Origin of the sequence: Flavobacterium sp. 3HN19-14, assembly GCF_051373205.1 — a bacterium.
GTDB lineage: Bacteria > Bacteroidota > Bacteroidia > Flavobacteriales > Flavobacteriaceae > Flavobacterium.
The window spans coordinates 1,215,506-1,234,134 of sequence record NZ_JBPPZT010000001.1 but is presented as its reverse complement, the minus strand read 5'-3'; the positions used below and the strand labels follow the sequence as shown (position 1 = coordinate 1,234,134).

Genomic DNA, 18,629 nt, shown 5'->3' with positions numbered 1-18,629 from the left:
CTGCCTGCTGCCAGGCAGTAAAAGATTTAGCGGACAGCCGGAATAGCTTCAAAAAAATAATAATTTTGCGAAAATGAATCCTTAAATTTACAACTGTTGAAAGCTGCTGCAAATATACGTTCGCAGTTTTAAAAACTTCCAAATACTATGCAAAAAAAGAAAATTTTTCCCGTCGAAAGCGCGAACGAACAAATTGTAAGCTGGCTCAAGGCGTATGCTGATAACGCAAAAGTGAACGGTTTTGTTGTCGGGATTTCGGGCGGCGTTGATTCGGCGGTGACCTCAACTTTGTGCGCGCAGACCGGCTTGCCCGTTTTATGCGTGGAAATGCCGATTCATCAGGCGCCGAGCCATGTGAGCCGTGCGAAAGAACATATTGCGCAGTTGCAGGCGCGTTTTCCGAATGTTTCGAACGCCGTGGCAGATTTGACGGAAACTTTTGAAACTTTTAAAAAAGCAGTTCCAACATCAGAGAATGAAACCAAACTCAATTTATCGCTGGCCAATACGCGTGCGCGTTTGCGGATGACGACTTTGTATTATTTTGCCGGCATTCACGGATTGCTGGTTGCAGGAACCGGAAATAAAGTCGAGGATTTCGGGGTTGGATTTTTCACGAAATACGGCGACGGCGGCGTTGATTTGAGTCCGATAGCAGATTTGGTGAAATCTGAAGTTTTTCAACTCGCCGCCTATCTGAAAGTCCCGGAATCAATTCTAACAGCCAAACCCACCGACGGATTATTCGGCGACGACCGCAGCGACGAAGACCAGATCGGCGCTTCTTATGATGAACTCGAATGGGCGATGCAGGAAGATGAAAATGGCAAAACTTCAGATGCATTTTCAGGGCGTGAAAAAGTAGTTTTCGACATCTACAAACGCTTAAACCGCATCAATCAGCACAAAATGGAACCGATTCCGGTTTGTAAGCTAAACCTTTAAAAAAATCATAATTTATTGGCGAAAATCAGCAAGTCAGTTTTTTAAATCGTAAATTTATATAGATACACCTCTATAATACACGTTAATATTTAAAAAAACTACAGTCATGATTAAAGTTAGTATAGCAGATAACCAGCCGGTCGTGCACTTCGGTATAAAATCCTATTTTAACAACAATAAAGACATCAGCATTGTTGGGAATGCGCAGCATTACGAAGAAGTACAGGATTTGATGAAATCCAAGTCCTTTGATATTTTAGTGATTGACCTGGAGCTCGACGGACTTGTAAGCATCAATTTCGTCAAGCAGATGATTAAGGATTTTCCGAAAGTCAAAATTATCATTTACAGCAATTTGTCGGAACAGATTTACACGCCGAATGCGATAAAAGCCGGTGTTGCTGCGTATGTGCACAAGAACAGTTCTCTCGAAGATTTAGAAGCGACGATCAAAAAAGTTGCCGAAGGCGAAATCATTTTCAGCGAAGACGTCAAGAAAAAACTCGCCTTGATTGCCAAGCAGAATAAAAGCGAAAGGTTGTACCGGAAGTTGTCTTCACGCGAAATCGAGGTTTTGCGGTATTTAAGCGACGGCAAAAAGAACAACGAAATTTCGAAGATTTTAGGATTGAATGAGAAAACCATCAGTACTTATAAATTAAGGCTGCTGACGAAGCTGAATGTGACGAATCTCGTTGATTTGGTCAATAAGGCGAAAACTTTGGAAATCGTTTAGTGGTAACGCGACATTACGCGCCCTAATTTCTTTGAAAAAGAATTGATGAGCTTGTAATAATCCATTGCCATTGACAGCGTTTCTGAGTTGTCAGATTCGGGTTCCGGCTTGATTTCCGATTTTAATTCTTCGATAATTTTATCAACTAAAAACCACCTCATGGTCAATATTGTTTCTGAAACATATTGGGTTATGGATTGGTTTTTTTGTTTTACGATGATGTTCTGCGCTTCCCAGTTGTGCAGTGAGAGCTTTTCGTCTTCCATTAGAATATCGGTAACTTCCTGCGCGAATTCGGGTTGTAAATGCATCAGGTAATGCTCTGTGTTGAACGTTTCATTCTGATGAAAATACGCAATCAAATCGTTGTAAATGTCGCGGAATAGTGGATTGGCGAGTTCAACCTCATCTTCCTGAAGGCTTAAAAATATGCGCTGGTAGACTTTTGAAGTTGTTTTTTCTGTGATGGTTACGACTTCACCTTCCTCGTTGGTTTTCATCAGATCGTCTTCGAATTCTTCTTCTACGTTGCCGTAAAGCAAGAGAATTTCGATGATCTTGCGTTCGAGTTCGTAGAGAATATCGATTTTTTCAAGCTGGATTTGCTCTTCATTTTTGACAACTTCGAAAGCTTTCTGGTCATGCTTTACTTTTTTCTCAATCTCAGCAACATCTTTTTTGACGAGTTGCGCCAACGTACTGACCAAAACCTGCTCGGAAATATCCATGATCCTTGAACATTCCCTGGATGTAAATTTCTCTTTGAATGCGATCCGGAATTTTGGAAATACTCGTGACCATATCGCGAATCAAATCGGCTTTCTTGATCGGATCATTCTTCGCTTCGTCCATCAAAAGTGAGGCTTTGAACTGGATGAAATCTTTAGCATTGTTTTCCAAATAAGCGACTAAATCTTCATACGAAGTTTTTTTGGCGAAAGAATCCGGGTCGTCGCCATCGGGAAAAGTGCAGACTTTTACATTCATGCCTTCTTCGAGAATCAAATCGATTCCGCGGATCGAAGCGCGCAAACCGGCGGCATCACCGTCAAAAAGTACTGTGATATTTTTCGTCAACCGATTGATCAATCGGATTTGATCAGGCGTTAAAGCCGTTCCCGATGAAGCGACGACATTTTCAATTCCGGATTGGTGGAATTGGATCACATCGGTATACCCTTCAACCAAATAACAATTATTCTGTTTGGCAATCGATTGTTTTGCCTGGAAAATCCCGTAAAGGACTTTGCTTTTATGGTAAATCTCGCTTTCTGGTGAATTGAGGTATTTCGCGGCTTTTTTGTCGTTGGTCAGGATTCTCCCGCCGAAACCAAGTGTTCTTCCCGACATACTTTGAATCGGAAACATTACACGACCTTTGAAACGATCAAATTGTTTGTCTTCCCTGACGATTGTTAAGCCCGTACTTTCTAGAAACTCGAGTTTGTAACCTTTTCCGAGCGCTTCTTTAGTGAATGGATCCCAGGAATCAGGAGAATAACCGAGTGCGAATTTTTTGATGGTTTCGTTGGTAAATCCGCGTTCTTTAAAGTAGGAATGCCCGATGGCTTTGCCTTCTTCAGAATTTAATAATGTTTCGTGGAAATATTTTTTGGCGAATTCTGAAACCAGGTACATGCTTTCGCGAACGTCAGTGTTGGCTTTTTCAGCTTCTGTCTGCTCGGTTTCCTCGATTTCGATATTGTATTTTTTGGCGAGGTAACGGATGGCTTCCGGATAGGTGAAATGCTCGTGTTCCATCAGGAATGCTACGGAATTTCCGCCTTTCCCGAACTGAAATCCTTCCAGATCTGCTTGACAGGCGACACCATAAACGACGGAGAACGCTCATCTGAAAACGGGCTGAGTCCCTTGAAATTACTGCCGGCGCGTTTTAACTGCACGAAATCGCCGATCACCTCTTCTACGCGGGCGGTTTCGAAAACGGTGTCTATGGTGGCTTTTGAGATCAAGATTCAGAGTTGCAAAGGTTCAAAGGTACAAAGTTTTGTGCGTAAAATTTAACCGCAAAGTACGCTAAGATTTTCGCAAAGAAAAGGAGAAAAGCTATGTGCTTAAACTTTGCGTACTTTGCGCTAAACTTTGCGTCTTTGCGGTAAAACAAAAAAAGCGCTTCTTTCGAAACGCTTTCCCAATCAAATTTATATAACTAACGCAACAAATTTTTATAGTAAGTCCCAACGAACGCCGAATGAAATGTTGTTCTGGTCGATGGCATTGTCTTTAAACAGCGGATTCAAATCGTATTTCATATAAAGGCTCATGTCCTTATAGCCCACATAAGCGCTCACGCCGTAGATGAAATCGTTGACATTAAAACTGCCTTTGGTAACATCTCTGTTTTTGTAACCATCTTCATCGGTTTTCAGGATTTGCTTTGATTTTACGTTCACTCCCGCATAACCACCAACGCCGAGACGGAAACTTTGGTGTGTTTTGAAAGTAGTATTGCCATCGACGGTTTTACTTCCTGAAAAGTCGAATTCGAGGTGCACCGGCACTGCGATGTATACGTTCCTGAAACGGGAATCTTTTAAGTCAATTGCTGAAGTTTCAAGCGTGGTTTCATTGCCATTATCAACAAAATAACGGTTGTCGGTTGGACGCAGGTTGTTGTACATTACGGAAATTCCGTACTTGGCGTGCAACAGGTTGTTGTTTTTCATGATTCTGGTATTCCAGGTAGTTCCCCATTCGTAGAAGTGCGAACCAGCATATTTATAATCGGAATGGGCCAGCTGCGCCATCGGTCACAAGGTTGTTGGCTCCGAACGCGAAAACGAATTGGGAAGTCGTTCTTGACTCGCCTTTGTGTTTCCTTTTGATGGAATCATTTTTCACATTCCAGCGGAAAGTATAAGATCTTTTGCCGTCATCCTGCAATTTGCCATCGACTTTTTGTTGTACCAAATCCCTTAATTCGGTTTCGTATTCGTTGACTTTAGTCTCGATGTTTTTGGCGCGCATTTCTGCAAGTTGGAGTTTTTTCTCGTCGGCTTGCTTGTCGGTAATTGTGCCGGCTTCGAGTTCCTTGTTGACAGCGTCGACTTCGGTTTTAAGCGTTGCTTTTTCCTGTTTTGTAACCGATTCGATTTTGTCGGAAATGGCTTTTGCCTTGTCTTCAAAAGTTTCCTGTGCCATCATTTTGCCTGCGAAAAGGCATAGAAGTAGTGCTAAGTAAATGGTGAAATTTCTCATGGTGTCTTGATTTAAATTGTTTTTTGATTGTTACTCTTTGTTTCTGTTGGCGATTGCCGTTTTAATTGATTTGTAGTTTTTGTTGGCTTTGACCAGAACCCTTTCGGTGAAGGAAAGGTCAGGCTGGTCGCCGTCGACTTCTGAAAGCAGGTAGTTGGCATCGACTTTCACGGTCGGTCTGGACTTTGCGGTTTCCTTCTTTTCAACAGCAGCGATCAGCTCGTCAGCGTTGTTGCTGTTGGTTTTGATGTTACCGTTTTGTTCCGTTTTTTGATTGTTGATTGAAACTGATGACTGATTTTGTGCGATTTGATTTTGATTGTTTTCAATAACCGGAAGCGCTTCCTTAATTACTGATTTTGATTGATAATGATGATTTTTGATTATTTTGATTGACTCCTTTTCTGTTACTGCGATATTCGTATTCTCGGATTTTGGATTTACATTTTCCGGCATTTCGATTGTTTCAACACTTGTATTTAAAGGCGCTTTGTCTTCAATTACGATGCCATTGCTTTTATCAATTACTTCTTCTGTCTGGCTGAAAAATATCGTTCCAATCAATATAAACCCCAAAAAACTTGCAGCGATGTACAACCAGCCGTAGCCGCGCTTTGCTTTTTTCTCTTCGGCCACCGTAAGCATGGCGTCAAGTCTGTCCCAGGCTATCGGCGATGGTTCGATGGTGCGCTGTTCGAGCTGCTGTTTTATGTTTTTTTCGAATTTATTCGGTTCCATTGCTGTAATTATTTAATTTATTAACCTGGTCCTGCAACATTTTGCGGGCATGTGACAACTGCGATTTCGATGTGCCTTCGTTAATACCGAGCATGTCTGCAATTTCCTTGTGTTTGTATCCTTCAATGGCATAAAGGTTGAAAACCATCTTATAACCGTCGGGAAGATTGTCAATTAGGAATTGGATGTCTTCCACCGAAAATTTGCTTTCGGTGTTGTTGAAGCCGTCTTCCTCATAATATTCATCTTCGAGGAAACTCACTTTTTCTGTACCCTGATAAACGAAATGCATTCGTTCACCATTATCCGTCGTATCCAGCCTTCAAAACTGCCTTTGTGCTCAAAATTTTTCAGGTTGGTGAACACTTTCATAAAAGCCGTAATCATGATGTCTTCCGCCTGTTGTAAATCTTTGATGTACTGGCGGCAAACACTTAACATTTTCGGCGAAAATTTCGTGTAAATCTTCTGCTGTGCGTGTCGGTTGTTCTCGACGGCCAGTTGGATGATTTCGTTTTCTTCCTGATGTAAGCTGATTACTTTCATTTTAAAGCTTCAAGTTCAGTCAAATTTCAATTTTAAGCTCAATATCAAATTTCAATCTGAAAGACGTCAATTTATTCATTATTGTTTTTTGAACTTGCCATTGATTTTGCAATTGTAACAGTGTTCTATTAGCATAGACGAGAATGGTTGGAAAAACGTTGCATAGGGAATTTGAAAATTTGAAAATTAGATAATGAGATAATTAAAATCCCTGCAATCATAAGGCCTAAAGAAATAATTTTTTTCTTTAAAAAAATTATTTTCTGCGCAAACCAGACATTTTCTAATTACCTGATTGACCAATTATCTAATTATTTCTTCCTTTCAATAACATAATTCACCATCAAAGTTAACGCTTCTTTATAAGGCGAATCAGGATAATGCTGCAAAAGCTGCAGCGCTTCCTGTTGGAATTCGGTCATTTTCTTCTCGGCGTAAGCCAGGCCATTATTATTGATGACAAACGCAATGACTTCTTTAACGCGCTTTTTATCCTTGTTGTGGTTTTTAACGGAGTTGATGACCCAGCTTTTTTCTTTCGGCGTACAATTATTGAGTACGTGAATCAGCGGCAAAGTCATTTTTTGTTCTTTGATGTCGATCCCTGTAGGTTTGCCGATGGCGTCGTCGGTATAATCGAATAAATCGTCTTTTATTTGAAATGCCATTCCGATGAGTTCGCCGAATTTGCGCATATTCTCAACTTCGGCTTCATCTTCAATCATCGATTTGGCGCCAAGTGCACAACAGGCTGCAATCAAAGTCGCGGTTTTCTGGCGGATGATTTCGTAATAAACAGCTTCTGAAATATCAAGCCTCCTCGCCTTTTCTATCTGCAATAATTCGCCTTCACTCATTTCGCGTACGGCGACAGAAATAATCTTGAGCAAATCGAAATCACCATTATCGATGGAAAGCAACAATCCTTTCGACAGTAAATAATCGCCGACGAGCACTGCAATTTTATTCTTCCAAAGTGCGTTAATGGAGAAAAATCCGCGACGGCGGTTGCTGTCATCGACAACGTCGTCGTGCACTAAAGTTGCGGTATGAATGAGTTCAATCACCGAAGCGCCGCGATAAGTACGTTCATTTACAGTGCCGCCTGAAACCATTTTTGCTGTCAAAAACACGAACATCGGGCGCATCTGCTTGCCTTTTCGGTTGACAATATAATAAGTGATGCGGTTGAGCAAAGCCACTTTGGAGGACATGGCATCGTGAAACTTCTTCTCGAAAAGTTCCATTTCCTGAAATATGGGCTGTTTGATCTGCTCGGTGATTTTCATTGTCCCAAAAGTACGAAAGTAATATCAATGGCAAGTTCAATATCAAAAATCAATGGCGAATAAACCAACAATTGTTTTTAAGATTGAAATTTGACATTGAGCTTGAAATTGAAATTTTCTAAGCTTCTTTATTAGCGAGTTGCCCGCAAGCCGCATCGATATCCTTTCCGCGGCTGCGACGCACTTTAGCTACGATTCCGTTAGCTTCGAGTGCTTTGATGTAAGCCATGATTGATTCTTCCGAAGCTTGCTGGAATTCGCCGTCGTCAATCGGGTTGTATTCGATTAAATTGACTTTACACGGCACGTATTTGCAGAATTTCACAAGTGCATCGATTGACGCTTTGTTATCGTTGATGTCTTTCCAGACCACATATTCGTAAGTAATTTTACTGCGGGTTTTGCTGTACCAGTATTCGAGTGATTCGCGCAAATCTGCCAAAGGAAAGTTTTTGCTGAAGGGCATAATTCGCGAACGGATGTCGTCGATGGCAGAATGTAAAGAAACCGCAAGCTTGAATTTTACTTCGTCATCAGCTAATTTCTTTATCATTTTAGGCACACCGGAAGTCGAAACTGTAATCCGTTTTGGTGACATTCCCAAGCCTTCAGGCGACGTGATCATATCAATCGCCTTAATGACGTTGTTGTAATTCATCAACGGCTCACCCATTCCCATAAAAACGATATTCGACAGCGGATGGTTGTGATACAATCTACTTTCTTTGTCAATTGCGATTACCTGATCGTAAATCTCATCGGGATTTAAATTGCGCATTCTCTTTAATCTTGCCGTTGCACAGAAATTACAATCAAGACTGCAGCCAACCTGACTTGAAACGCAAGCTGTAGTTCTGGTAATCGTCGGAATTAAAACTGATTCAACTACCAATCCGTCATGCAAACGAACCGCGTTTTTGACTGTTCCGTCTGAACTGCGCTGCATTTGGTCGACCTTAATATGGTTGATCACGAAGTTTTCCTCGAGCATCGCACGCGTCGTTTTGGCTACATTGGTCATGTCGTCAAAACTGTGCGCGCCTTTGCTCCAAAGCCATTCATATACCTGGTTGCCGCGAAAAGCCTGGTCGCCATTGGCGGTGAAAAATTCACGCAATTGGTCTTTGGACAAGGAACGGATGTCTTTCTTGTGGATTTCCATGGTGCAAATTTAGGGTTTTTAAATTTACCGCAAAGGCGCAAAGATTTTCGCATAGTTCGCAAAGAAAAAAATACGCATAAAGCTTTGCGAAAATCTTTGCGCTTTTGCGGTTTAAAAAAATCGATAACTTTGAAGAAAAATAAACCACATGCACTTCCTATCCGAAGATTTAGAAGATTATATCGAGCAACATTCCGAAAATGAGCCGGAATTATTGGCAAAATTAAACAAGGAAACCTACCAGAAAATCCTGTTGCCAAGAATGCTCAGCGGGCATTTTCAGGGACGCGTGCTGAGCATGCTGTCCAAATTAATCCGTCCGGTAAACATTCTCGAAATCGGCACTTATACCGGTTATGCCACTTTATGCCTTTGCGAAGGTATGCGGGAAAACGGGCAAATCCATACAATTGATATAAAGGAAGAACTGGTTGACTTCCAACGGAAATATTTCGATTTATCACCTTGGGGAAAGCAGATTTTCCAGCATTTGGATGAAGCGACAAACGTAATTCCGAAATTAGATTTGAAATTCGACCTCGTTTTTATCGACGCCGACAAGGAAAATTACATCAACTATTATGAAATGATTGTTCCGAAAATGAACAAAGGCGGCATCATTTTATCCGATAATGTCTTATGGAGCGGGAAAGTCGTTCAGGAAGTCGATCCGAAAGATGTAAGTACAAATATTTTATTGCAATACAACCAGCTTTTAAAAGACGATCCAAGAGTTGAAACCGTCTTGTTACCCATTCGTGACGGGCTCACTGTTAGTCGGGTGATCTAAATTTTCCTTCTGTTTCGGGAAGAAGCGGTCGCGCAGGTAAGCGTACAATCTTATCATTAAATAACCCGTAAACAATCCCCAAAGGTAACCGGCCAATATGTCTCCGGGATAATGCAATCCGAGGTAAATCCTGCTGTAAGCGAAAATCAGCGGCCACAGGAAAATCAATCCCATATATTTTAAATACGGTTTTAAAACGGTATATAGGAAGAATGCTGCCGCCATCGAATTCGATGCATGCCCTGAAATAAAACTAAACGACGGACTCGTTTTCACCGCGCGAATCATTCCGTCAAGCGAAGGATCGCTTCCCGGACGCAGTCGCATAAAACGGTATTTGAAAAGATGGTTGGTGGTTTGATCTGTAATCGTAATCAACAACGCCATCAACAAGATAATCATCAACGCGTGCTTCCAACCTAAATGTTTAAAAACGAGATAAGCAATAATCAGGAAAATCGGTATCCAGTTGATTTGTTTGGTGATGAAAAGCCAGAACCCGTCATAAGGCTCAGAACCCAATCCGTTCAGGAAAATAAAAACGTTGCGGTCTAATTGCAGCAAATAATCGAGCATTACATTTGTCTTTTGATTGCAACTTGTCGCGATATCCTCGATATTTTCTTTGGCTTTGATGATTTCAGTATCGATATCGGCCGTAATCTCTTTAATATTCATCGGATCTGCTGAAATTTCAACATCGGTCAGTTTCCTGAAATTCTGCTGAATGTCGTCGAGTTCTTTGTTGATTCCCGAATTTTCAGTCATTTTTTTGATATTTTGTTTGACACTCAGGATTTCTTCGTTGAGTCCGCCCGTAAGTGAATTCATATCAAGGCCATTTTCTTCAGCACTTTTAGTGATTTCTGATTTTATATCGTTGGTCGCGTTCTTGAGCTGGTTGATGCCTTTTGCCAGATTGCGCGCCACTTCAGGAATATTTTTCGAACCGAAAAGCATTATTGCCACGATAATGATTAAAAAAAGTTCGCTTCCGTCAATTCCAAACATAGTGATTGTTTTAGGTAATTATGAGTAACAAAGTTACGCTTTATTAGGGAATTTATCTAGACTTTAAGTAAGACTTAAGAGATTTACTTTTGCACCGCCAAATCGTATTCCTTCTTTTTTTCAAGCAGGAATGTAATGAGTTCGAGTTCTTTTTTGACTTCGAGCAGGGATTTTGCCCGTGCGTCATTTTCGCAAAAACTAAGAAAAAGGCCTATATCATCTTTTTTCAGCTGCAATGTTTCGAGAAAGAAACCCTCCGGAAGCCTCTGTCTCGCCGCCACAGGAAAAATCTCATCTGAAGTGAAAATGATTTTTTTAGGTTTCGGATCGCCTTTGATCAACTTCACCAATTTGCCGCCAATTTTCATAAAATCCATCATGAATCTCGAATCAACATAGCCCGGCATCAGCGTGTTGGTGGGCGATGTCTGTGTGTCGGCTGTATAAATTGCGATTGGAGAAAGATTTGCTTTGATCTCTGGCTGTTGCATGGCTTTAAAGTTCTTTTCATCCTTTTCGAGATTGCCGGTCAAAGAATGCATTCCAACTTTAACCTCGTCAAGCGGATTGACATATTGCTGCAATTTGACGCGGATTACTTTTACAAGAAAATCGCCTTTGCCCACAACTACTCTCTTAGAATCGAAGGTCTGGCTGGTAAAAAGCAGCGTGTCTTTTTCGCGGGCATGGATAAAGAATTCGCCTTTATCATCTGAAAGCACCACTTTTCCGGAACTGATGTTGGTAATATTTACATTGCCGACGCCCAATGAATCTGCAACAATTTCACCCCGGATAAGCTCACGCGGAATCTGCTGCGCGAAACAAAACTGCACCAGGAAAAGTAAAAAAACAGCGGATTTATTTATTTTCTTCATTGATTAATGATAAGTAGGTTATGGCCAGTTCGGCAGCTGTAAAAGCGACCAGTTCTGCGTTTTTGGAATTGATTGCTTCAGTCATCTTTTCGTCTTCAACACAGTAATATTCAAATCCGATGACATATTCGGGCGGGATTTTGAGGATTTCCGTGAAATATTTTTCCTCGAACATATCGGATAATTTCCTCAGCAGGATTTCCTTTTTTTCTACTTCGAGTTCCGCTCTTAATAATTTAGTTCTTCCCGAAATCCAGTTGATTACCGGATCAATCGTGAGTGCGGCGCCAATCATTCCGCCAACGCCCATCGACGGATCGAATGAAGAAGCCGCTTTCAAACGGCGTTCTGCGGGTGTATAACTTTTCGGCAATTTCTTCAAAATTCCCAAATCGACAGCATTGATGTTTTTGTAGGTGTTGATTTCGACAACATCCAATTCAGTGACTTTTGACGTCATTTCGACAATCATATTGGCGATTTTGTAATCTTCTTCGCTGATAATCCGCCGCATCAAATCGAGATGCATCGCAGAAAAAACCAAAACGTCGTCAGGTTTGCCCATGATGCTGAAATGGCCTTTGTTGTTTGAAACCGCTTCTTTTTCATTGACGAGATTGATGATGTGCACACCTTCCGGACTCGCATCTTTCACGACGATTTTGCCGCTGAGGAGCTTGTCTTCCTGTGCAAAAAGCATCTGCGCCAACAATGCAAAAAATAATATCGCGGTTTTACTCATCACTATTGCGTTTGGTTAATTCACAACACTCCCGTACCAAAATTACTTTTTTTCGTCTAAAGCCAGCATTTTATTGTAGGTTTCTGCGAGGCGGCTTAATATAAACTCAGTATTGATGATGTCAGTTCCCTTAATCGCATTCGCAAAACCTGAATCTTCGATAATGTAATATTTGAATCCGCCCACATTATCACGCGGAATTTTTAACTTTTCTGTAAAATATTCCGACTTGAACTGCTCATCAATTTTTCGCAGCAAATGCTCGTTGTTTTCGATCTGCAGTTCCTTTTTCTTTTGTTTGGTACGCCCTGAAATTTTGTTGAAAATCGGATCAAGTTCCATTCCGCCCGCAACGATTCTCAGCAAATGCCACGCTTTGAAATCGCCGGTTGTCCTGAGTCGCCTTTCTGCAGGAGTTTTACTTTCGATGGCCGTTGGAATGATGCGCAAATCGACAGCTTTAAGCGGATTGATTACCACTTCATCGAGTTCGTTGATTTTGGCAATCATCCTGATTGATATCTTCCCTGAACTGTAATCGCTTTCGCTGACTGTCTTTTTGTTGAAATTCAGATGCACAGCCCAACACATCAATGTATCACCGGGTTTAGCCGAAATTATAAAAGCTCCTTTTGCATCGGCAACGACCAATTCCTTACTGGTCATATTAATAATTTCCACACCTTTTCGTGTGGCATCATTCACGACAATTTCACCGCTGATGCTCTTGCGCTCCTGCGAAAAAACCATCGTGGGCAACAACATAAAAAACGCAAATGAAAGTGTAGTTTTCTGTCTCACAGGCTGCTCAGGAGTTTGTATTTGGTTGCCAGTTCGCCCATCATAAATCGCGTCAGTTCTTTTTTATTGGTATCGAGTACGTCTGTAAAATGCTTGTCTTCGATGATATAATATTGGAATGCCTTTACAAAATCGGCAGGAATTTTCAATTCATCTGTAAATAGCGCGTCTTCATACCATTCCCTGATTTTTTCAAGCCAGAATTCTCGTTTCTCTGTTGCAAGATCGCGCTTGAGCTGTGCGGTTCTGCCGGAAATGGCGTTCAATAACGGATCCAGCGCCATAGCACCTTTAGTCCCCGCTTTGAGTCGTCTTTCAGCCGGCGTATAACTTTTAATCTTATTTGGAATAATGCCCAATGAAACGGCGTTGATGTTTTTGTATTGCTTGACGACGACTTCACTCAGTTGGTTGACGACAGGCTCCATTTTTACGAAAAGTATTTCTTTTTGAAAATCTTCTTCTTTAATACCGACTTTCAATGCATTGAATTGTACTGCCGAAAACATCAAAGTATCACCAGCCTGAACCGCAATGGAAAAGTAACCTTCTTCATCAGAAACCGTATATTTTTCTGTTTGTATGTTGACAATATTAATATCAGATGCATTGGAAACGCCGGCAATGATTTTTCCTTTGAGTAATTTACGCTGGTTTTCCTGTGACCACGAAGCCGCTGCAATCATTACGAAGAAGAAAAGAAACAATTGCCCTGGTCATTTTTGGGTAAATTTTATTGGATTGGTAATCGCGTAACTGTGGTAAAAGTATCCTATTGTACTCTAAATTAATTACTAACGCTTTTGTAAAATTGTGTTAATTAAAAAACCAAACGCCATCAGAAGATTTTTTATCTTTAAGCCACAAATTCATTCTTATGAAAAACATGATCATTGCGAGCACTTCGACACTTCACGGCGGCGGTTACCTCGACTATATATTGCCGGAACTTTCGGTGCTTTTTAAAGATTGCAAAACAGTTCTTTTTATTCCGTATGCAAGGCCGGGCGGGATTTCACATGATATTTATACAGATAAAGTGCGCGGGGCTTTCGCCAAAATCAACATCAAAGTAAACGGGCTTCACGAATTTGAATCGCCGGTTGATGCCGTCCGTCAGGCGGAAGGGATTTTTACCGGCGGCGGCAATACTTTCCTGCTTGTTACGCAATTGTATAAATATAAGGTGATGGATGTACTGGCGGAAGTCGTAAAAACCGGAACGCCGTATTTAGGATCAAGTGCCGGCAGCAACATCACCGGATTGACGATGCAGACGACTAATGATATGCCGATTATTTACCCGCCGGATTTCCGTACTTTGGGATTGATTCCGTTCAACCTGAACCCGCATTATCTCGATGCCGATTTGCAATCGAAGCATATGGGCGAAACGCGCGAAACGCGGATTAAGGAATTCCACCAATTCAATTCAATACCGGTTTTAGGATTGCGTGAAGGCAGTTGGCTCGAAGTGAAAGGTGAAAAAATAACGCTTAAAGGCGATTTGAAAGCACGGCTTTTCAGGCAAGGCAAGGAGGCTGAGGAATTGGAAAGCGGGAGTGATCTTGGATTTATAAACTGATTTTAACCGCAAAGAGCGCAAGGTTTTTCGCAAAGGCCGCTAATTGACAATCTTTATAGACAAAGCTTTGCGAACTTCGAGGAAACTTAGCGCCTTTTCGGTAATTTTAAACCAAAAAAAAATCCCGAACCGAAGTTCAGGATTCAAAGAGCGGAAGACGAGGCTCGAACTCGCGACAACCAGCTTGGAAGGCTGGAGCTCTACCAACTGAGCTACTTCCGCATTATTACGGTGCAAATATAAACAATAAGTTTTTTTAGATGCAAGTTTTTTTTGAAAAATAACGCCGACTGTTGTTTTCTGCGAACGTCAGAAAATTATCAGCAGCCGTAATCGTTTTACTTTTAAAAAGTTATAAATTTATTCAAGCCCAATAATTTTAAAAATCTTATGTTTTTTATAAAAGAAATCAGCGCTTCTGAGACCATTCCGTTGCGACATATCGTGCTCAGAGCCGGAAAACCTGTCGAAAGTTGCCGGTTTGATGGCGATGAATTGCCTTCAACTTTTCATTTGGGTTATTTTGAAGAAGATAATTTAATCGGAATTATATCCGTTTTCGAAAATAAGAATTCAGAATTTCCTGAAGAAAAACAATTCCAAATCCGCGGCATGGCGGTTTCTCCTTTACACCAAAAACTCGGCATCGGTCAAAAACTAGTCCAATACGCCGAGACAGCAATCATAAAAAAAAGAGGCGAAATCATCTGGTTCAACGCCAGGATTGCTGCCTCTGAATTTTATAGCAAAATGAACTACCACGTTTCAGGAAATGAGTTCGAAATTCCTGATGTGGGTTTGCATTTTTTGATGTTTAAGAAATCATCTTAGCCGCCAACTTCTTGCAGTGACAAGGATGATAAATATAAAGACACGATTTGTCTTTTATCGCATTGATAATCGTCGAAGTCATTTCAACAGGAATCGCAGGGCAGCCTAAACTTCTTCCCAAGCGGTGGTTTTGTTTGATGAAAGATTCCGATACATAATCAGCACCGTGCATAACTACAGAACGATTGCGTGCATTGTCATTTACACCTTTTTCTAATCCGTTAAGATATAAAGAAGCACCGTGTTTGCCGTTATAAATCGAACCTGTAACATAAAATCCGAGGCTGCTTTTGTATGATTCCGCTGCATTTGAGAACGATTTGGCATATTCATCACCCGTATTTCGACCGTGGGCGACAAGTGTATTGTACAAAATCGTATTGGTCGACAAATCAATTACCCAAAGCCTTTTCTGGTTAGAAGACATGCTGAAATCAATCAATGTAAGAATGTCACGAGAAACTTGCCCTTTCGCTTTCAAATCGTAAAAACCTTCCAATGCATTGGTGAAGCTTTCAAGGTTTGGCATCGCGAAATTATTGGCATTAAGCTGTTGATAAACAGCAGTAGCGCGGGCTTCGGCAGTAATTTCAGTTTTGGCAGCGATAAATTGGCGGGTTGTAGGTTTTGTTCCTTCCGAAGAAAATACCGACAAAAAGAACATTAGAAGTGGAATTGCGTTGTAAATCATTGAATATCTTTAAGTTAAAACGTGCGCAAAAATACAAAAAGCATGCCCAAAAGCAAGTGTTACACAATTTTTAACAGTTATTAAACTTTTATACGATAATTATGTAACGCTGGTTTTTAAAATTAATTGTATCTGGGTTGCGATTGCCATTGAAATTTATATTTTTGTGCTGTCAACCAAAACCTCCTATGTCTCAGATTGCTAAGTTATTTTGTGCGCTATTGTTGCTGATTTCGTCGGCGATGCTTGCGCAGAAAAAAACACTCCAGGCGAAAATTGCGGCAGAAAAAATTACCATCGACGGGAATTTCAACGAACCGATCTGGCAAACAGCCCCTCTTGCGACAGATTTTGTGATGTACCAGCCCAACATCGGGCAACCCGCGCCCCAAGACAAGAAAACCGAAGTCAGGGTTTTATATGATAACGAAGCGGTTTACATTGCCGCCACTTTATACGACAGCGAACCCTCGAAAATCTTAAAGGAAATCACGCAGCGCGACAACATCGGAACCGCTGACATGTTTGGCGTTTTCATCAACGGATTCAACGACGGGCAACAGGATTTCCAGTTTTTCGTGAGTGCTTCAGGCGTTCAGATGGACAGGCTTGCCACTGAAGACGGACAAATTACACCCAACAATTACGACCAGGATTTTTCATGGGATGCGATTTGGGACAGTGAAGTAAAAATTACTGATACCGGCTGGAGCGTCGAAATGAAAATCCCGTATGCGGCATTGCGCTTTTCTGATGCGAATGTGCAGACATGGGGATTGAATTTCTTTCGCGGCATTCGCCGTGACCGTCATTTTTTTACATGGAATCCCATCAACACGCAGGTGGAATCAGTGCGCAACCAGAATGGATTACTTGAAGGTATCGAAAATATCAAACCTCCGACGCGGCTTTTCTTCATTCCTTATTCTTCTTATTATTATGAGAAAAATGAATACGGTTCGGCCAATAAATTCAAGGCGGGAATGGACATCAAATACGGCATCAACGATTCCTTTACCCTTGACGCCATCCTGGTTCCAGACTTCGGGCAAACGAAGTTCGACAACGTGATTTTGAATTTGAGTCCGTATGAACAACAGTTCACCGAAAACCGCCCGTTCTTCACCGAAGGGACAGATTTATTCAACAAGGCGAATCTTTTGTACACAAGAAGAATCGGCGCAGCACCGAAATTTGCTCCGGAAAATTTCGATTCATCGACTGAAGCAATTATCGACCAGCCGGCAACCGTAAATCTTTTAAATGCGCTAAAAATTTCAGGACGCACCAGAAGCGGTCTCGGCGTTGGCTTCCTGAATGCAGTAACTGAAAAAACATTCGGAACAATCCAGAATACCGCAACAGGCGAAAAACGAAAAGGCGTTGTTGAGCCGCTTACCAATTATAACGTATTGGTACTCGACCAGCGTTTCAACGGCAATTCGTCTGTGTCATTGACCAATACAAATGTTATCAGGAACGGGCATTACCGCGATGCGAATGCAACTGCTTTTCTATTCGATTTGAATACGAAAGACAATGGTTATAATCTTTCGGGTGATTTTAAATACAGCCAGGTTTATACTGCGAACGATTATAATGGCTTCAAGACTTCGCTGAATTTTGAAAAGACAAAAGGAAAATACCGTTATACTGTTTTCGGGAAATACATTTCGGGTGAATATGATATTAACGATCTCGGAATTGCCTTCCAGAACAATTACCACAATGTGTATGCCGACGCAAGTTACAGGATTTTAAAAGCAACAAAATGGTTCAACACATTCAGGATGGATTTGAAATCGAGCGTCGAAATACAAAATACGACGGGAAAATCCAGGATAATTTTTACAATATCGGTGCAGAAGGAAATTCTGTCAACAACGATTATTACAAGGCGTTTTTACAAATCAATCCGCTTGAAACATTTGATTTTTACCAGCCGCAGGTTACCGGAAGGTATTCTTATGTACCGAGAAGTTTCAGTTCTTTTTTGGTTTTTTCATCGAATTACAACCGTGCATTTGCTATTGATATTCAGCCTTCTGTCAAAATTTATGATGAAAGCAGAAGAATGGATTATGGGATTTTCGTAAGTCCGCGCTACCGTGTCAACGACAAAATCCTGTTGATTTATGCGTTTAATTATCTCAGGAACCTCAACGACCGCGGTTCGGTTTATGTAGAAAATCCGCTAAACGATATTTATTACACACAGCGCAACGTAAAAACGATCACGAACGAACTCAGCGGAAAACTCGCGCTCAACAACAAGATGACCATCAACCTGACAGCGCGTTATTACTGGCTGGCGTTGCAGAACAAGCGCAATTTTATTCTTCAGGACAACGGCTATCTGGCCGACACGGCTTTCGTCCCAAACCTTGACGACAATTTTAATGCATGGAATTTCGATTTATCATATTCCTGGTGGTTTGCGCCGGCGAGTCAGATTTCAGTTCTGTACCGCAACAATGCTCAGGATTATGCGCATATTATCAACCATAATTTCGCGAAAAACTTCGGGAATTTATTTGATGAAAACCTCAACAATATCTTCTCGGTAAGCTTCAGGTATTATATTGATTATAATGCGGCGAAGCACTGGTTCTGATTTAGTAACCAGTGTTCGGTGATCAGTGACCAGACTGAATACTGAACACCG

16 protein-coding genes, 1 tRNA gene and 3 pseudogenes are annotated in these 18,629 nt (G+C 41.3%); 6 read left to right on the top strand and 14 right to left on the bottom strand.

All coding sequences use genetic code 11. The features are described 5' to 3' along the window. The first annotated feature begins 147 nt into the window (after positions 1-147). Positions 148-945: an NAD(+) synthase gene (gene nadE, locus ACSLFW_RS06450; RefSeq protein ID WP_436555095.1), complete on the top strand. Its 798-nt coding sequence runs from the start codon at positions 148-150 to the stop codon at positions 943-945. A gap of 106 nt (positions 946-1,051) precedes the next feature. Continuing rightward, a complete protein-coding gene (locus ACSLFW_RS06445) occupies positions 1,052-1,681 on the top strand; it encodes a LuxR C-terminal-related transcriptional regulator (protein WP_436555094.1) in 630 nt (209 codons plus the stop codon). Here the strand turns inward: ACSLFW_RS06445 and dnaG are convergent. The 7 genes and pseudogenes from dnaG to rlmN form a co-directional block, all read right to left on the bottom strand. Next, positions 1,678-3,654 (bottom strand): annotated as a pseudogene (gene dnaG, locus ACSLFW_RS06440) (DNA primase). The gene ACSLFW_RS06445 and the pseudogene dnaG overlap by 4 nt on opposite strands. Positions 3,655-3,867: 213 nt before the next feature. Then, a complete protein-coding gene (locus tag ACSLFW_RS06435; protein ID WP_436555093.1) occupies positions 3,868-4,449 on the bottom strand; it encodes a hypothetical protein in 582 nt (193 codons plus the stop codon). Then, positions 4,421-4,900: a hypothetical protein gene (locus ACSLFW_RS06430; protein WP_436555092.1), complete on the bottom strand. Its 480-nt coding sequence runs from the start codon at positions 4,898-4,900 to the stop codon at positions 4,421-4,423. Before ACSLFW_RS06430 ends, ACSLFW_RS06435 begins: the two co-directional genes overlap by 29 nt. Positions 4,901-4,930: 30 nt before the next feature. After that, a complete protein-coding gene (locus ACSLFW_RS06425; RefSeq protein ID WP_436555091.1) occupies positions 4,931-5,638 on the bottom strand; it encodes a hypothetical protein in 708 nt (235 codons plus the stop codon). After that, positions 5,625-6,184: pseudogene (locus ACSLFW_RS06420) on the bottom strand (RNA polymerase sigma factor). The gene ACSLFW_RS06425 and the pseudogene ACSLFW_RS06420 overlap by 14 nt, the downstream one beginning before the upstream one ends. A gap of 311 nt (positions 6,185-6,495) precedes the next feature. Then, complete coding sequence (locus tag ACSLFW_RS06415) at positions 6,496-7,473, bottom strand: polyprenyl synthetase family protein (RefSeq protein ID WP_436555090.1); 978 nt, start codon at positions 7,471-7,473, stop codon at positions 6,496-6,498. Positions 7,474-7,591: 118 nt separating this feature from the next. Beyond that, positions 7,592-8,635, bottom strand: a complete 1,044-nt coding sequence (gene rlmN / locus ACSLFW_RS06410; protein ID WP_436555089.1) for a 23S rRNA (adenine(2503)-C(2))-methyltransferase RlmN — start codon at positions 8,633-8,635, stop codon at positions 7,592-7,594. A 148-nt stretch (positions 8,636-8,783) separates the two neighbouring features. Here rlmN and ACSLFW_RS06405 point away from each other — a divergent pair, with 148 nt between their 5' ends. Beyond that, positions 8,784-9,425: an O-methyltransferase gene (locus ACSLFW_RS06405; RefSeq protein ID WP_436555088.1), complete on the top strand. Its 642-nt coding sequence runs from the start codon at positions 8,784-8,786 to the stop codon at positions 9,423-9,425. Here the strand turns inward: ACSLFW_RS06405 and ACSLFW_RS06400 are convergent. The 5 genes from ACSLFW_RS06400 to ACSLFW_RS06380 form a co-directional block, all read right to left on the bottom strand. Beyond that, entirely contained in the window at positions 9,384-10,436 is a 1,053-nt protein-coding gene (locus tag ACSLFW_RS06400) for a phosphatase PAP2 family protein (RefSeq protein ID WP_436555087.1), read from the bottom strand. The two genes, ACSLFW_RS06405 and ACSLFW_RS06400, sit on opposite strands and share 42 nt — an antisense overlap. Positions 10,437-10,519: 83 nt before the next feature. Continuing rightward, the gene (locus ACSLFW_RS06395) at positions 10,520-11,314 is read right to left on the bottom strand and encodes a hypothetical protein (RefSeq protein ID WP_436555086.1); all 795 of its coding nucleotides are present in this window, start codon (positions 11,312-11,314) and stop codon (positions 10,520-10,522) included. Continuing rightward, entirely contained in the window at positions 11,298-12,056 is a 759-nt protein-coding gene (locus ACSLFW_RS06390) for a hypothetical protein (RefSeq protein ID WP_436555085.1), read from the bottom strand. The genes ACSLFW_RS06395 and ACSLFW_RS06390 overlap by 17 nt, the downstream gene beginning before the upstream one ends. A 42-nt stretch (positions 12,057-12,098) precedes the next feature. Beyond that, positions 12,099-12,857, bottom strand: a complete 759-nt coding sequence (locus tag ACSLFW_RS06385) for a hypothetical protein (protein ID WP_436555084.1) — start codon at positions 12,855-12,857, stop codon at positions 12,099-12,101. Further along, entirely contained in the window at positions 12,854-13,564 is a 711-nt protein-coding gene (locus tag ACSLFW_RS06380; RefSeq protein WP_436555083.1) for a hypothetical protein, read from the bottom strand. The genes ACSLFW_RS06385 and ACSLFW_RS06380 overlap by 4 nt, the downstream gene beginning before the upstream one ends. A 170-nt stretch (positions 13,565-13,734) precedes the next feature. Between ACSLFW_RS06380 and pepE the strand changes: the two genes are divergently transcribed. Further along, positions 13,735-14,442, top strand: coding sequence for a dipeptidase PepE (pepE, locus tag ACSLFW_RS06375; RefSeq protein WP_436555082.1), 708 nt, complete (start codon positions 13,735-13,737; stop codon positions 14,440-14,442). 149 nt (positions 14,443-14,591) lie between these two features. Here the strand turns inward: pepE and ACSLFW_RS06370 are convergent. Further along, a tRNA-Gly gene (locus ACSLFW_RS06370) sits at positions 14,592-14,664 on the bottom strand. A 168-nt stretch (positions 14,665-14,832) separates the two neighbouring features. On the opposite strand from ACSLFW_RS06370, the gene ACSLFW_RS06365 reads away from it, so the two are divergent. After that, entirely contained in the window at positions 14,833-15,273 is a 441-nt protein-coding gene (locus tag ACSLFW_RS06365; RefSeq protein ID WP_436555081.1) for a GNAT family N-acetyltransferase, read from the top strand. On the opposite strand, the gene ACSLFW_RS06360 is transcribed toward ACSLFW_RS06365, so the two are convergent. Further along, on the bottom strand, positions 15,257-15,964 hold the full coding sequence (locus tag ACSLFW_RS06360; protein ID WP_436555080.1) for a murein L,D-transpeptidase catalytic domain family protein: 708 nt from the start codon (positions 15,962-15,964) through the stop codon (positions 15,257-15,259). The two genes, ACSLFW_RS06365 and ACSLFW_RS06360, sit on opposite strands and share 17 nt — an antisense overlap. Positions 15,965-16,152: 188 nt before the next feature. Here ACSLFW_RS06360 and ACSLFW_RS06355 point away from each other — a divergent pair. Further along, positions 16,153-18,578: pseudogene (locus ACSLFW_RS06355) on the top strand (DUF5916 domain-containing protein). The last annotated feature ends 51 nt before the right edge of the window (positions 18,579-18,629 follow it).